The organism is Achromobacter sp. EG18, from assembly GCF_059759395.1.
Genome location: NZ_CM186213.1, coordinates 2,952,338 through 2,966,188, shown reverse-complemented (window position 1 = coordinate 2,966,188; position 13,851 = coordinate 2,952,338). Strand labels below are relative to the sequence as shown.

The window sequence follows — 13,851 nt, the reverse complement described above, 5'->3', positions numbered from 1 at the left end:
AGCCGGGCTCATGTAGGGCACGATTGCAGTTTCGGCCCAATTGAAGCATGCGCGGCGCCCCTGCGCCAGGGAAAACGGCGTGGCGACCAGATCCCAGGCAGCGTTCGGCCAAACAAAAAGGCCCTGCGATGCAGGGCCTTTTTTGGCTATCCGGATACCGGCTGAATTACTTCAGCTTGGTTTCCTTGTAGTCGACGTGCTTGCGAGCGACCGGATCAAACTTCTTGATCAGCATCTTCTCGGGCATGTTGCGCTTGTTCTTGGTGGTCGTGTAGAAATGACCCGTGCCGGCAGTCGACTCGAGCTTGATCTTTTCGCGGATACCTTTGGCCATGTCGTGCTCCTAGTATGTCAGATTGGCGGGGGGCCGATTAGGCCAGTTCGCCGCGGGCACGCATTTCGGCCAGCACGGCGTCGATGCCGTTCTTGTCGATCGTGCGGATGGCCTTGGCCGAGACGCGCAGACGCACCCAGCGGTTTTCGCTTTCAACCCAGAACCGGCGCGATTGCAGGTTGGGCAGGAAGCGACGCTTGGTCTTGTTGTTCGCGTGCGAAACGTTGTTGCCCACCATCGGGCCTTTGCCGGTCACTTGGCATACGCGTGCCATGGATGCACCTCATTTATTCTTGCGCATCGCCGGGGGGGGGAGACAGGGTTTCAGCCGCCGGGCTGTATCAGAGGCGTGGATCGTCGTGGTCTTGCCACGAGGCCTTGCCATCTTGCCGGCCACCCAGTCTTAGTGGATGAGGGGGAATCGGGGGGATTCCGCCCAGTGCTTATACCCGCTGCCTGCCATCCGCAAAAATGCGCTTGGGGGTCAGAGTGTTGAACTACAAAGCATAGTAGTCCAGCACGGGAAACTTCATGTGAAGACGTAGATTCTAATACGAAAAATCCAGGTAAATCAAGTGCTGGGGCGGTAGCGCGTGTAAAAGCGTGGCGCTCAAGCCGCGGCAGGCGCGGCTGGATGGCGCGCGTCGGCTCGATCCCGGCAGGGATTTTCCGCTGCCGGGCGAAGGGCGGGCTTCTGTCTGCGTGCCGGCCGCTTTGCTTGCCTGCATTCAGACGGGGTGCGACTGCGCCACCCGGCCCGACAGCCAGGACAGGCAGGCGCAGGTCGCCAGTGTGGTCGTCAGCGGCAGGGCGCTGTCGGTCTGCCAGGCGCTGACCGCGAAACCCGCCAGGGCACCGCAGGACAGTTGAAGTGTCCCCAATAGCGCCGAAGCCGCGCCCAGCCGCTTGCCCTGGTCGGACAGCGCCAGCGCCGCCGAGTTGGGATTCACGAAGCCCTGGCTGCCCATATAGCAGATCAGGCAGGCCATCAGCAGCGGCAGCGTCATCCAGCCCGCCAGGGCCAGCGCCACCGCCGCCAGGCTGGCGCAGGCCAGCGAGTTCAGGGCGCGGCGTTGCAATTGACGCGGGGTGTGGGTGCGCAGCAGGCGGGCGCTGATCTGCGAGCAGATGATGAGCGACAGCGCGTTGGTGCCGAACAGCAGGCCGTAGTATTTGGGATCGACGCCGTACAGCTCGATGAACACCCGCGGCGAACCGATGATGTAGGCGAACATGCCGGCCTGGCCGAAGCCGCCGGCCAGGCTGTGCGCCATGAAGCCGCGGTGCGCGAACAGGGCCCGGTAGTTCTGCACGATGGTCCCCAGGCGCAGCGGCACGACGCGTTCGGGCGCCAGCGATTCCTTCATGATCAGCACCACGGCGGTCATCAGCATGGCGCCGCCGGCCAGCATCACCCAGAACAGGCTGCGCCAGCTGGCAATGCCCAGCAACTGCCCGCCCGCCAGCGGCGCGAGGATCGGCGCCAGGCCCATGATCAGCATCAGCAGCGACATGGCGCGCGCCGCTTCATGGGTTTCGTAATGGTCGCGGATGACGGCGCGCGGAATCACGATGCCGGCCGCGCCGCCCATGGCCTGCAGCACGCGCCAACCTGTCAGCGCCTGGACCGAGCCGGCCAGGGCGCAGCCGAGCGAGGCCACCATGAAGAGTGCCAGGCCCACCATCAGCGGCGGCTTGCGGCCGTAGCGGTCCGCCATCGGACCATAGAACACCTGCGCCAGCGCCAGGCCGATCAGGTAGGCGGCCAAAGTGCGCTCGACATCGCCGCGCGGGACGCCGAGGTTGGCGGCGATCGTCGGGAACGCCGGCAGGTACATATCGATGGCGAAAGGACCGATTGCCGTCAGGGCGCCCATGAGAATGAGCCAGCCCGGCATGGCGCCGCGTGAGGAAAGTGTAGGGGGCATGTGGATCGCGAGGGAAATCGCGCGAGGGACAGGGTGCGACGCACTTCATTGCGCGTTTTGCACCAAGCCAATGACTGTATCACGCGCCGCCTTACACGCAAATTTCAACTGATTTCCGATACAGTCTGTCGTGTTCGTACGTATTCCAGAGGAGATGTCGTGAATCCTTTGTTGTCTGTTGTGGAACGCAAGCTCCAGGCACTGCCCGTGACTGTCCAGCTGGTGCTGCCCGATGGCACGGTAATGGGGCCGCCGGATCCCAGGGTGCGCTTCGTGACGCACGACAAGACCGCCCTGGCCCATCTGGCCGAAGGCGCTGTCGGCGTGCTGGGCCAGGACTACGTCGAGGGCCGCATCGACATCGAAGGCTCGATGCGCGACGTGATGGCGGCGGCCTCGGCGCTGCTGCCCGGCTCGCCGGTGGATGCGGCGCGCGGCGGCTGGCTGACCGAGCTGGTGCGCAAGGTGATGTCGGTGTGGCGCCACTCGGTGGAGCGCGATGCCCGCCAGATCGAATTCCATTACGACCTTTCCGACGACTTCTACGCGCTGTGGCTGGACCCGCGCCGGGTCTATTCCTGCGCCTACTACCGCGAACCCGGCATGACGCTGGCGCAGGCCCAGGAGGCCAAGCTGGACCACATCTGCCGCAAGCTGCGGCTGCGCCCTGGCGAACGCTTCCTGGACGTCGGCGCCGGCTGGGGCGGCCTGTTGCTGTGGGCCGCCGAACATTACGGCGTGGACGCCACGGGTATCACGCTGTCACGCAACCAGCATGCGCATGTCACCAAACTGATCCAGGAAAAGGGGCTGGGCGACCGCGTGCGCATGGAGCTGCTGGATTACCGCAAGCTCGACGAGTCCACGCCGTTCGACAAGATTGCGTCGGTTGGCATGTTCGAGCACGTCGGCCGGGCCCAGCTGGAAGGCTATTTCGCCAAGTTGCGGCGGCTGCTCAAGCCGGGCGGACTGATCATGAACCACGGCATCACCGCGGCCGGCGTCTACAACGCCGAGCTGGGCAGCGGCATGGGCGAATTCATCGAGAAGTACATCTTCCCGGGCGGCGAGCTGACGCACATCAGCGTCGTCATGGAGGCCATGACCAATGGCGGCCTGGAAGAAGTCGACGTCGAGAACCTGCGGCCGCACTACGCCCGCACGCTGTGGGCCTGGAGCGATGCGCTGGAGGCGCGCCTGCCCGAGGCCGCGCAGATCCTGGGAGGCGAGCAAGGCGCGCGTTCGCTGCGCGCTTACCGGCTGTACCTGGCCGGGTGCGCCATGGGCTTCGAACATGGCTGGATCGCGCTGCACCAGGTGCTGGGACAGCATCCCGCGACCGGCAGGCCCGACGAATTGGACAACCCGCCCGACCTGGCCTATCCCTGGCGCCGCGATTACATGTACCGCGACGACGTCGGCGGCGCGCGCTGAAAGGGCGGTTTTTGCTCTTCAAATGTATTTATACGAACAAAATATTAACTAAATGTATCGTTATTTCCATGAGCCGGTTCCCCAGGGAAAGTCGGGGAATCGCCTCTTGGAAATCAGGGTTTGTCCGGACGTTTTCGGGTATGAATGTATCCGTTTCGTTCAGGCTCGGGGTTGGGTTGTGCGGCAATTTCGTTTAAGATGCTGCCTTCTTCTTTCAGTTTGTTCACTATCTGTGGGTTCTCTAAAACTCCGTTTTTGAGACTCCTGTCTTGCAAGACTCCGCACCCCGCGGATCCTCTTGTTGCTAGTGTCGGTTTGTATTGGCGGTTCTGCCCGTCTTCCGCACAACCCCCTTAGCTCCATGGCACGGCCGGACCTGCGCCGCCGTGTCCCTGAACCTATGGAGGCAAAAGCCAATGCGTTTCACCCCTGTCAAGACCCTGGCCGCCGCGGCCGTCTTGTTCGCCTTCGCCGGTTCGGCCCAAGCCGCCGACGCGCCGCAATGCGAACTCAAGCGTCCGATCAACTTCGGCGCCATGAACTGGGAATCCAACCTGGTCCTGGTCGATGTCGAACGTTTCATCATGGAAAAGGGCTACGGTTGCAAGACCGAAACCCTGCCCACCGAGACCCTGCCCGCCCTGGCCGCGCTCGAGCGCGGTGACCTGGACATCAACACCGAGATCTGGCTGAACAGCGTCGCCGACCCCTGGGAACGCGCCGAAAAGACCGGCCGCGTCAAGCGGATCGGCGACCTGTACATGGGCGGCGAGGCCTGGTACATCCCGCGCTACACCGCCGAGCGCCTGCCCGAACTGAAGTCCGCGGCCGACCTGCCGAAGTTCAAGGACAAGTTCAAGGATCCCGAAGAACCCGGCAAGGGCCGTTTCTACGGCTGCCCGGCGGGTTGGGGCTGCGAAGTCACCAGCACCAACCTGTTCCACGCCCTCAAGCTGGATGACACCTACACGCTGTACTCGCCGGGCACCGGCGCGGCGCAGAAGGCGGCCCTGATGTCGGCCTACAAGCGCAAGCAGAACGTGGTCTTCTACTACTGGTCGCCCACGCCGCTGGTCGGCGCCATGGACCTGGTCAAGCTGGAAATGCCGCCCTACGACGCCGAAAAGCACAAGTGCCTGACGTCGCCCAAGTGCGCCAAGCCCGAGGCCAGCGCCTATCCCGACAATCCCGTCTTCACCGCCGTGAACACCAAGTTCTCGCAGGAAGCGCCGGTGCTGACCGAGTTCCTGTCCAAGGTTTCGGTGCCGCTGCCGGTAATGAATGAAACCCTGGCCCACATGGAAGAAACCGGCGACGAGTCCGGCGCCGTGGCCAAGTGGTTCCTGAAGAACAAGCCCGACGTCTGGACCAAGTGGGTCCCCGCCGACGTCGCCGGGCGCGTGCAAAGCGCGCTGTAACCTGCGCCGCCTTTCCGGCGGCGGGCCGTTCCGGCTTGCCGGCACGGCCCGCCGGGTTGGACTTTTTCCCCTTGGGATGACCCCAAGGGGAAAAAGCCCTCCGGCAGGCGGACTGCCCGCCGTGCGGGCAATGCGCGGGACCTCGTGTTCCCGCGCTGGACTGTAAGCCTATTTCGCCCTTGCCGCTGTCGGCGCCCGTAAGGGGCGCCGGCCCGGCCACCGTGCCGGATGCCGTGTTGGCGCATGGCGCAGCGCGTGGCGAACACGCTGAAATGGAGTCAAAACATGTTTCCTGAAATCATTCCCGCGCGTCAGGTGCGCGGGGCCATCGACGGGTTCGTCGATCATCTGGTCACCAATTACGCCGATACCCTGGAGACGTTGTCCCAGCCCGTGCTGCACGCGCTGGTGTGGCTGGAGCAGGTGCTGCGCAGTTCGCCCTGGTGGGCCGTGGTCGGCGTGACCATCGCCATCGCCTGGCTGGTCAGCCGCCGCATCGGCCTGAGCCTGGCCATGGGCGCGCTGCTGTGCGTCATCGGTGTGCTGGGCCTGTGGGACGCCGGCATGCAGACGCTGGCGTTGATGATCATGGCGGCCGGACTTTCGGTGATCATCGGCATTCCGCTGGGCGTGCTGATGGCGCGCGTCAACTGGCTGCGCTCGATCATGCTGCCGGTGCTGGACGTGATGCAGACCATGCCCAGCTTCGTGTACCTGATTCCGGTCGTGATGCTGTTCGGCCTGGGCAAGATCCCGGCCATCATCGCCACCGTGATCTACGCCGTGCCGCCGCTGATCCGGCTGACCGACCTGGGCATCCGCCTGGTCGACCGCGAGGTGCTGGAAGCGTCGCGCGCCTTCGGCGCCAATCCGCGCCAGCAACTGTTCGGCGTTCAATTGCCGCTGGCCCTGCCCAACATCATGGCCGGCATCAACCAGACCACGATGATGGCGCTGTCGATGGTGGTGATCGCCTCCATGATCGGCGCGCGCGGCCTGGGGTATGAAGTGCTGCTCGGGATCAATCGCCTGGAAGTGGGCCGCGGCCTGCTGGCGGGCCTGGGCATCGTGGTGCTGGCCGTGCTGTTCGACCGGATCACGCAATCGTATGGACAGCGCATGCGCATGGGAGGCCAGCGATGAGCAAGATCGAAGTCAAGAACATCTACAAGATTTTCGGGCCGCATCCGAAGAAATGGCTGGAAGCCGCGCAGGGCGGCATGAGCAAGGAAGCGCTGCTGGCCGAAAGCGGCCACACGCTGGGCCTGCGCGACATCAGCCTGTCGATCGAAGAGGGCAGCATCTATGTCATCATGGGCCTGTCGGGGTCCGGCAAGTCGACGCTGATTCGCCACTTCAACCGCCTGATCGAGCCCAGCGCCGGCCACATCCTGGTCGACGGCGTCGACGTGGTCAGCCTGAACAAGCGCGACCTGGAGACCTTCCGCCAGAAAAAGATGAGCATGGTGTTCCAGCGCTTCGGCCTGTTCCCGCACCGCACCGTGCTGGACAACGCCGCCTACGGCCTGGCCGTGCAGGGCGTGGGCCGCGCCGAGCGCGAGCAGCGCGCCCGCGAATGGCTGGAGCAGGTCGGCCTGTCGGGCTTCGAGCAGCAGTATCCGCACCAGCTGTCGGGCGGCATGCAGCAGCGCGTCGGCCTGGCGCGCGCGCTGGCCACCGACGCCGAGATCCTGCTGATGGACGAGGCCTTCTCGGCGCTCGACCCGCTGATCCGCCGCGAGATGCAGGACCAGCTGCTGCAACTGCAATCCAAGCTCAACAAGACCATCGTCTTCATCACCCATGACCTGGACGAAGCGCTGCGCCTGGGCAACCGCATCGCCATCCTGAAGGACGGCGAGCTGGTGCAGGAAGGCACGCCCGAAGACATCCTGCTGAATCCGGCCAACGATTACGTGCAGTCGTTCCTGCAGGACGTGAACCGCACCAAGGTGTTGAACGCGACCCACGCGGTGAACCCGGCGCGCCTGACGCTGACCATGCGATCGCGCCCGGCCCATTCGGTCGATCGGATGCGCGCGCTGAACTACGAGTACGCGCCGGTGCTGGACGGCAAGCGGCTGGCCGGCGTGCTGACGCTGGAGGCAGCCGAGCAGGCCGTGCGCGAGGGTGGACGCGACGTGTCGCGCTTCGTCGAGGACCTGGCTTCGGTGCCGGCCACGGCGGGCCTGGGCGAAGTGTTGGCGCAGCTGGTGCACAGCGACCAGCCGGTGGCCGTGACGGGCGAGAACGACGAGTTCATCGGCATGCTGTCGCGCAAGAAGGTGGTCGAGCTGGTGACGCCAGTGTTGGCCGAGAGCGCGCCCGCGGCCGAATCCAGCGAATCCGCCGAACCGGCCCCCGCCGCCGGCGACGGCCCGGCCCAGGCCGAGCTGCAAGGTCAGCCCCAGCCGACGCAACGGGGCGAGGCCGCCTGACGGCAGGCGCCGGGCGATTCCGCCGCGGCGTTCCGGTCCCCGGGGCGGCAGGCTTGCGCCCGGGGCCAGTCCGGATATGATGGCTGGCCGGCAACGATCGCCGGTTCGCCACTATTCGGAATATCGGAATCCGTCATGCCAATCTTGAATGTCCAGATCATGCAGGGCCATTCGGCCGCCCAGAAGACCGCGTTGCTGAAGGCGGCTTCGCAGGCGGTGGTGGAAAGCATCGCCGCGCCGCTGTCCAGCGTGCGCATCGTGCTGCAGGAAATCCCCGCCGAACACGTGATCGTGGCCGGCGAGATCGGCAAGGCCATGGCGCGCGTCGACGCGGCCCTGATCGAGGGCCGCGACGAGGCCAGGAAGGCGGCGCTGATCGCCGCGCTGAACCAGGCCGTGTGCGCCAGCATCGGCATCTCGGGCGAGGATGTGCGGGTGCTGATCCGCGACGTACCCAAGACCGACATGGGCGTGGCCAACGGCCTGAGCGCCAAGGCCGCCGGCCGCTGAGACCGGAGCATGGCGACCGGCAAGGAAAAGGGTTCCGTCACCGTCGACGATGTGGCGGCCGAGGCGGGCGTGTCCATCAAGACCGTCTCGCGCGTGCTGAACAACGAACCCAACACCAGCGAGAAGACCCGCGCCAAGGTCGTGGCGGCGATCGCGCTGCTGAAGTACCAGCCCAATCCCTCGGCCCGGCGCCTGGCCAGCAAGCGCTCGGACCTGATCATGCTGGTCTACGACAATCCCAGCGACAACTACCTGATCAACATCCAGCAAGGCGCGCTCGATGCCTGCAAGCGCTATTTCTACAGCCTGCTGCTGCATCCCTGCGACTACCGCGCGCCCGACCTGGCCGCGCAGATCGAACAGTCCGCGCGCCAGCACGCCTGCGCCGGCCTGGTGCTGACGCCGCCGCTGTCTGACGTGCGCGCCTTGATCGACGCGCTCGACCAGGGCGACGTGCCGTTCGTGCGGCTGGCGCCCAGTTCGCCCAGCGCCAGGGGGCTGGAGGTCAGCACCGATGACCGCTCGGCGGCGCGCGACATGACGCGGTATCTGCTGGACCTGGGCCACCGCCGCATCGGCTTCGTGGCCGGGCACCCCGACCACGGCGCCGTCGGCGGCCGCCTGCAGGGGTATCGCGACGCGCTGGCCGAACAGGGTGTGGCGTACGACGCGGCCCTGGTGGAGCAGGGGCTGCATTCCTTCGATTCCGGCGTGCGCTGCGGCGAACGCCTGCTCGATCGCGCCGACCGTCCCAGCGCGATCTTCGCGGCCAACGACGACATGGCGGCCGGCGTGCTGTACGCGGCGCACGCGCGCGGCATCAAGGTGCCCGGGGAGCTGTCGGTGGCGGGCTACGACGATACCCCTTTGTCGCGCCAGACCTGGCCCAAGCTGACCACGTTGCGCCAGCCGATCCGCGACATGGCCTACGCGGCGGTGGAACAGCTGGCATCGCGCGAGCCGCAGGCGCGGGTGCGGACGCTGGGATACGAGATCGTGGTGCGCGACTCGACCCGCGCGCCGGCCTGAAGCCCCCCGGCCGCTATCCCAGATGGCGGCGCACGTCGTCGCGCGGGTCGTAGCCGATGCTGGCGCGGCCTTCCGCCACATCCCAGGCGCTGCCCTGGTTGGCCGACACGCCGTTGACCGTGACACTGGCGTCGGGCCAGCCGGCCGCGTCCGCCGTCAGGGCGGCGATCAGCAGGCGCTCGAAATCCCCATTGGACAGCCACATGTCGTGGAACCACGCCAGCGCGCGGCGCGCCGGTTCGTCGCGCGCGTCCGGTTCGGGCGCCCGCGGATGCGCCACGCCGGAATAGCTCATGTCGCGCGGGTCGTTGTCGCCCGGCAGGATCCAGCCGATGCGCGCGATCACGGTGGATAGCCGACCCTGCGTGACCGCGGCGTAGGCGCGGCACAGGCGTTCGCCCATGACCTTCGACGTGCCATAGGCCAGCGAATGCACCTCGCGCTCGCCGTCGAACCAGCGCGTGCCGGGGGCCGGCTCCGTCCTGGCCGTGAGCTTGCCCGGCCCGATGGTCGCGGCCAGCGGCAGGTCCTTGTAGCCGCCCATGGCGTGGTTGGACGAGGCGAACACCAGCCGGCGCGCGCCATGCGTGGCGGCGGCGGTCAGCACGTTCAACGTCATGTTGTACGACCCCAGCGCTTCTTCCCAGCTGGCGTCGGGCGTCGAGTGCCGCGCCGCCAGGTGCAGCACGGCGTCCACGCCGGCGAAATGATCGGTCCAGGCGGGGGCGGGGCGCTCCAGGTCGGCGGCCACCAGCGTCAGGCGCTCGCGCACTTCAGGGCTGAAGACGGTGTCGTCCGCCTGCAGGTCGATGCCGATCAGGTGCTCGCACCAGGGCTGGCGCGCCAGGATGGCGAGCGCCTTGCGGCCGAGCTGGCCGGTGGCGCCGGTGACGACGATGCGGGCGGGGGGCAGGGGAGATGTCACGGTGGAGGCTTCCGGTTCAAGGCAAGGGACAAAGGCAGGCGGGCGAGGCCAGGGGATAGGGCTGGCCCTGCGCGTGGGCCAGGCCCGTGGCCGGGTCGATGCGCCACGCGCGGATGAAGTGGTCGTCCTGGGACGCGACCAGCAGGAACGCGCCGTCGGGCGTGAGCGCGATGTCGCGCGGCGCGCGGCCGCCGACGTCGATGAAGCCCACGGGTTCGAGCCAGGGCGCCGCGCGCCGCAGGCGGTAGACGGCGACGCTGTCGTGGCCGCGATTGGCGGCATAGAGCAGTTCGCCATCGGGATGCAGGCGGATGGCGGAGGCGGCGCTGGCGCCCCGCCAGTTGCGCGGCAGCGTGCTGGCGCGGGCGCGCTCGCCCGCCGGTTCGTTCAGCGCGTATACGGCCACGGTATTCGAAAGCTCTTCCACCACCGCCGCCAGCGCGCCATCGGCCGTGAGGGCCAGGTGGCGCGGCCCGGCGCCGGGGCGGGCGCGCAGTTCCTGCTCCGGCATGGGGGCCAGGCCATCGGGCCGCACCCGATGGCAGGCGATGGTGTCGGTGCCCAGGTCGCACAGGTAGACGCGCGCGCCGTCGTCGGTGGCGGCCGCGTAGTGCAGGTGGGGGCCCTCCTGGCGGTCCGCGCGCGGGCCGGCGCCGCGGCGCGCGATCACCTGCGGCGTCCCTTGTGGCATGCCGCCAGCATCCAGCGCAAAGCACAGCAGCTCGCCCGAGCCGTAGTTCGACACGTACAGCTGCCGCGCCGGCAGGTTGACGCTGACATGGCAGGGGGCGGCGCCGGGCAGCGTGATGCGGCCGAGGGGGCGCAGCGCGGCGCCGCCGGCCTCGATGGCGTAGACCTCCAGGGCGGCGTCCCGTTCCCGTTCGCTGACGCCGTAGAGCCGTCCGGCCGCCGCGCACAGGTAGGAAGGGTTGACCGGGCCGGTCAGCACCTGCCGTTCATGGAACGAGGCCGTTGCGCCGTCGAAGGCCAGCAGGTGGATGCCGCGGCCGCGTCCCTGCACGTGCGGCAGGATCTCGGTGTAGGTGCCGACGGCGAGCATGCAGCTGCCGGGCGCGCTGGAAAGGGTCGGGTCATGCACGTTCGGACCTCGTTGCCACGTCGATCCACACCGCCAGCACCAGCACGGCGCCCTTGACGATCATCTGCCAGGAGGTATCCACGTTCATCTGCTGCATGCCGTTGTCCAGGCTGGCCATGACCAGCGCGCCGATCAGCGCGCCGTACACGGTGCCGGAGCCGCCGCGCATGGAGGTGCCGCCGATGAAGCAGGCCGCGATGGCATCGAGCTCGCCGCCCACGCCGGCCGACGGCGAGCCCGCGGCCGAGCGCGCGGTGGTGACGATGCCGGCGAAGGCGCACATCAACCCCATCAGCATGAACACCATCAGCTTGACGCGCTGGACGTTGACGCCGGACAGGCGGCTGGCCTCGACGTTGCCGCCGACCGCGTAGACGTGGCGGCCGAACACGGTCTGCGTGGCGATCCACGAGAACACGCCCAGCAGCGCCAGCAGGATCAGCACCGGCAGCGGCACGCCATGGGCCTGGTTCAGCACCAGCACGAAGCCGGCGGCCGCGGCGGCGATGGCGCCGATCTTCAGGCCGTCGATCCAGCGCGGCGCCACCTCCAGTCCCAGCCGGCGATGGCGCCGGCGCCGCGCCAGCGTCAGGCCGCAGGCCAGGGCGACGATCAGCGCGGCGATGACCCAGGACAGCGTGGGCGGCACGAAGGCCTGGGCGATGGCGCCGAGGTCGTCGGGCACCGGCGCGATGGTGACGCTGTCGGTGCTCAATTGCAGCAGGCCGCGATAGGCCAGCATGCCGCCCAGGCCGACGATGAAGGACGGCACCCGCAGCCGCGTGGTGAGGCAACCGTTGACCAGCCCGAGCCCGGCGCCGGCGGCCAGCACCACGGCCACCGACAGCCAGGTGTTCCAGCCGAGGTTGACGGTCAGGATGGCGACCAGGCCGCCCAGCAGGCCGAGCAGCGAGCCCACCGACAGGTCGATCTCGCCGGCGATGATGACCAGCACCATGCCGCAGGCCAGCATGCCGGTCACCGACATCTGCAGCAGCAGGTTGGAAATGCTGTTGGGGCGCAGGAAGCTGCCGTGGGTCTGGTGCCAGAAGAACAGCCAGATCAGGCCCAGGGCCAGCAGCATGGCCAGCAGCTTGTGGCGCGCGAACAGTTGCCGCAGCGGCGGATGGCCGCCGCGCGGCCGGGGTTCGGAGGATGAGGAAGCGAGCATCTGGGTCATGGCGTTCAGGCGGCTTGCCGCAGCGGTTCGGATTGGAGGGCGGCGGCCAGCACGCGTTCCTGCGTCAGGCCCTGGATGGGGAAATCGCCCGTGACGCGGCCGGCATTCATGACCAGCACGCGATCGCTCATGCCGAGGATCTCGGGCAGTTCCGACGACACCATGATGATGGCCACGCCGCGATCGGCCAGGTCGAAGATCATCTTGTAGATGTCGTACTTGGCGCCGATGTCCACGCCGCGCGTCGGTTCGTCCAGGATCAGCACCTTGGGGTTCTTCAACGCCATCTTGGCCAGCACCACTTTCTGCTGGTTGCCGCCGGAAAGGCTGGCCACAGGCAGGCCCGGGCTGGCGGTCTTGATGCGCAGGCGGGCGATTTCGCGCTCGACGGTCGCCAGCTCGGCGTCGCCGTCGACCCGCGCGGCCCGGGCGTGGTCGGCCAGGCTTGCCAGCGTGATGTTCTCGGCCACGCTCATCAGCGGCACGATGCCGTGACGCTTGCGATCCTCGGGCACCAGGCACAGGCCGTGCGCGATCGCGTCGGCGGGGCAGGCGATGCGCACCGGCTGGCCCGCCACCCGTACCTGGGCGGTGCTGCGGCCGGCATAGGCGCCGTAGATCGCCGACACGAATTCGGTGCGGCCCGCGCCCACCAGTCCGGCGATGCCGAGGATCTCGCCGGCGCGCACCTGCAGGGCGGCGCCGTCGACGCGCTTGCGCCGCGGGTTGGTGACGTCCCAGCAGGTCACGTCGCGCGCTTCCAGCATGACCGCGCCCGGCTGGCGTTCGGTGCGCGGAAAGCGCGATTCGAGCGCGCGGCCGACCATCAGGCCGATGATGCCGTCCTCGTCCAGCGTGTCGGCCGCGCGGGTGGCGATGTGCTGGCCATCGCGGATCACCGTGATGGTGTCGCAGACGCGCTTGACCTCGTCGAGCTTGTGCGAGATGTAGATGCAGGCCACGCCGGCGCGCTTGAGGTCGTCGATGATGGCCAGCAGCACCTCGATTTCCTTGGCGCTGAGCGAGGATGTCGGCTCGTCGAAGATCAGCAGCCGGGCCTCTTTGGCCAGCGCCTTGGCGATCTCGAACAGCTGCTGGTGGCCGTTGCCGTAGTTCATGACGGGGGCGGCGACGTTGACGTCGGTGAGCTTCAGGCGCGCCAGCAGTTCGGCGGCGCGCCGGTGCATGGCGGGGTAGTCCATGCGGCCGCCGGGCAGCCGCAGTTCGTTGCCCAGGAAGATGTTCTCGGTGACGCTCAGCTGCTGCACCAACATCAGCTCCTGGTGCAGGATGACGATGCCCGCGCGTTCGCTGTCGCGGATCGAGCGCGAACGCAGTTCGCTGCCTTGCCACAGGATCCGGCCGCCGTAGGTGCCGTGGGGATAGACCCCGGACAGCACTTTCATCAGGGTCGACTTGCCGGCGCCGTTCTCGCCGCACAGGCCCAGGCATTCGCCGGGCCGCACCCCCAGGCTGACGCCCGAGAGCGCGCGCACGCCCGAGAATTCCTTGACGATGTCGCGCATTTCAAACAGCGGTTGCTGCTGGTCCATGGT

The 13,851-nt window shown here is 67.6% G+C and carries 13 protein-coding genes; 6 read left to right on the top strand and 7 right to left on the bottom strand.

What is annotated here, in order from left to right:
• Positions 1 to 166 precede the first annotated feature (166 nt).
• The 3 genes from rpmG to AC6CR5_RS13430 form a co-directional block, all read right to left on the bottom strand.
• Positions 167 to 334 carry a 50S ribosomal protein L33 gene (gene rpmG, locus AC6CR5_RS13440; protein ID WP_003810296.1) on the bottom strand — a complete coding sequence of 56 codons (168 nt, stop codon included), beginning with the start codon at positions 332 to 334 and terminating at the stop codon, positions 167 to 169.
• 37 nt (positions 335 to 371) lie between these two features.
• Positions 372 to 608 carry a 50S ribosomal protein L28 gene (gene rpmB, locus AC6CR5_RS13435; protein WP_006385639.1) on the bottom strand — a complete coding sequence of 79 codons (237 nt, stop codon included), beginning with the start codon at positions 606 to 608 and terminating at the stop codon, positions 372 to 374.
• Between the two features lie 454 nt (positions 609 to 1,062).
• Complete coding sequence (locus AC6CR5_RS13430; protein ID WP_498085742.1) at positions 1,063 to 2,232, bottom strand: Bcr/CflA family multidrug efflux MFS transporter; 1,170 nt, start codon at positions 2,230 to 2,232, stop codon at positions 1,063 to 1,065.
• A gap of 189 nt (positions 2,233 to 2,421) precedes the next feature.
• Between AC6CR5_RS13430 and AC6CR5_RS13425 the strand changes: the two genes are divergently transcribed.
• From AC6CR5_RS13425 to AC6CR5_RS13400, 6 genes are all read left to right on the top strand, one after another.
• Positions 2,422 to 3,696, top strand: coding sequence for a class I SAM-dependent methyltransferase (locus AC6CR5_RS13425; protein WP_026384210.1), 1,275 nt, complete (start codon positions 2,422 to 2,424; stop codon positions 3,694 to 3,696).
• Between the two features lie 416 nt (positions 3,697 to 4,112).
• Positions 4,113 to 5,114, top strand: coding sequence for an ABC transporter substrate-binding protein (locus AC6CR5_RS13420; RefSeq protein WP_269873493.1), 1,002 nt, complete (start codon positions 4,113 to 4,115; stop codon positions 5,112 to 5,114).
• A 285-nt stretch (positions 5,115 to 5,399) separates the two neighbouring features.
• Positions 5,400 to 6,257 carry an ABC transporter permease gene (locus AC6CR5_RS13415; RefSeq protein WP_006385635.1) on the top strand — a complete coding sequence of 286 codons (858 nt, stop codon included), beginning with the start codon at positions 5,400 to 5,402 and terminating at the stop codon, positions 6,255 to 6,257.
• Positions 6,254 to 7,552, top strand: coding sequence for a quaternary amine ABC transporter ATP-binding protein (locus AC6CR5_RS13410; protein ID WP_498085709.1), 1,299 nt, complete (start codon positions 6,254 to 6,256; stop codon positions 7,550 to 7,552). Before AC6CR5_RS13415 ends, AC6CR5_RS13410 begins: the two co-directional genes overlap by 4 nt.
• Before the next feature lie 135 nt (positions 7,553 to 7,687).
• The gene (locus AC6CR5_RS13405; RefSeq protein WP_006385633.1) at positions 7,688 to 8,062 is read left to right on the top strand and encodes a tautomerase family protein; all 375 of its coding nucleotides are present in this window, start codon (positions 7,688 to 7,690) and stop codon (positions 8,060 to 8,062) included.
• A gap of 9 nt (positions 8,063 to 8,071) precedes the next feature.
• Entirely contained in the window at positions 8,072 to 9,091 is a 1,020-nt protein-coding gene (locus AC6CR5_RS13400) for a LacI family DNA-binding transcriptional regulator (protein WP_498085708.1), read from the top strand.
• Between the two features lie 13 nt (positions 9,092 to 9,104).
• Here AC6CR5_RS13400 and AC6CR5_RS13395 read toward each other — a convergent pair whose 3' ends face one another.
• The 4 genes from AC6CR5_RS13395 to AC6CR5_RS13380 are packed head-to-tail and all read right to left on the bottom strand — an operon-like array spanning position 9,105 to position 13,848.
• Positions 9,105 to 10,016, bottom strand: a complete 912-nt coding sequence (locus AC6CR5_RS13395) for an NAD-dependent epimerase/dehydratase family protein (RefSeq protein WP_020929060.1) — start codon at positions 10,014 to 10,016, stop codon at positions 9,105 to 9,107.
• Between the two features lie 16 nt (positions 10,017 to 10,032).
• The gene (locus AC6CR5_RS13390) at positions 10,033 to 11,115 is read right to left on the bottom strand and encodes a lactonase family protein (protein WP_070541122.1); all 1,083 of its coding nucleotides are present in this window, start codon (positions 11,113 to 11,115) and stop codon (positions 10,033 to 10,035) included.
• On the bottom strand, positions 11,108 to 12,295 hold the full coding sequence (locus tag AC6CR5_RS13385) for a sugar ABC transporter permease (protein WP_020929058.1): 1,188 nt from the start codon (positions 12,293 to 12,295) through the stop codon (positions 11,108 to 11,110). The genes AC6CR5_RS13390 and AC6CR5_RS13385 overlap by 8 nt, the downstream gene beginning before the upstream one ends.
• A 5-nt stretch (positions 12,296 to 12,300) precedes the next feature.
• Complete coding sequence (locus AC6CR5_RS13380; protein WP_054483391.1) at positions 12,301 to 13,848, bottom strand: xylose ABC transporter ATP-binding protein; 1,548 nt, start codon at positions 13,846 to 13,848, stop codon at positions 12,301 to 12,303.
• Positions 13,849 to 13,851 lie beyond the last annotated feature (3 nt).

Excerpts from the sequence above, each read along its gene's own strand:
- rpmG (WP_003810296.1), bottom strand. The coding sequence starts at position 334 with ATGGCCAAAGGTATCCGCGAAAAGATCAAGCTCGAGTCGACTGCCGGC.
- rpmB (WP_006385639.1), bottom strand. The coding sequence starts at position 608 with ATGGCACGCGTATGCCAAGTGACCGGCAAAGGCCCGATGGTGGGCAAC.
- AC6CR5_RS13430 (WP_498085742.1), bottom strand. The coding sequence starts at position 2,232 with ATGCCGGGCTGGCTCATTCTCATGGGCGCCCTGACGGCAATCGGTCCT.
- AC6CR5_RS13420 (WP_269873493.1), top strand. The coding sequence starts at position 4,113 with ATGCGTTTCACCCCTGTCAAGACCCTGGCCGCCGCGGCCGTCTTGTTC.
- AC6CR5_RS13415 (WP_006385635.1), top strand. The coding sequence starts at position 5,400 with ATGTTTCCTGAAATCATTCCCGCGCGTCAGGTGCGCGGGGCCATCGAC.
- AC6CR5_RS13410 (WP_498085709.1), top strand. The coding sequence starts at position 6,254 with ATGAGCAAGATCGAAGTCAAGAACATCTACAAGATTTTCGGGCCGCAT.
- AC6CR5_RS13405 (WP_006385633.1), top strand. The coding sequence starts at position 7,688 with ATGCCAATCTTGAATGTCCAGATCATGCAGGGCCATTCGGCCGCCCAG.
- AC6CR5_RS13400 (WP_498085708.1), top strand. The coding sequence starts at position 8,072 with ATGGCGACCGGCAAGGAAAAGGGTTCCGTCACCGTCGACGATGTGGCG.
- AC6CR5_RS13385 (WP_020929058.1), bottom strand. The coding sequence starts at position 12,295 with ATGACCCAGATGCTCGCTTCCTCATCCTCCGAACCCCGGCCGCGCGGC.
- AC6CR5_RS13380 (WP_054483391.1), bottom strand. The coding sequence starts at position 13,848 with ATGGACCAGCAGCAACCGCTGTTTGAAATGCGCGACATCGTCAAGGAA.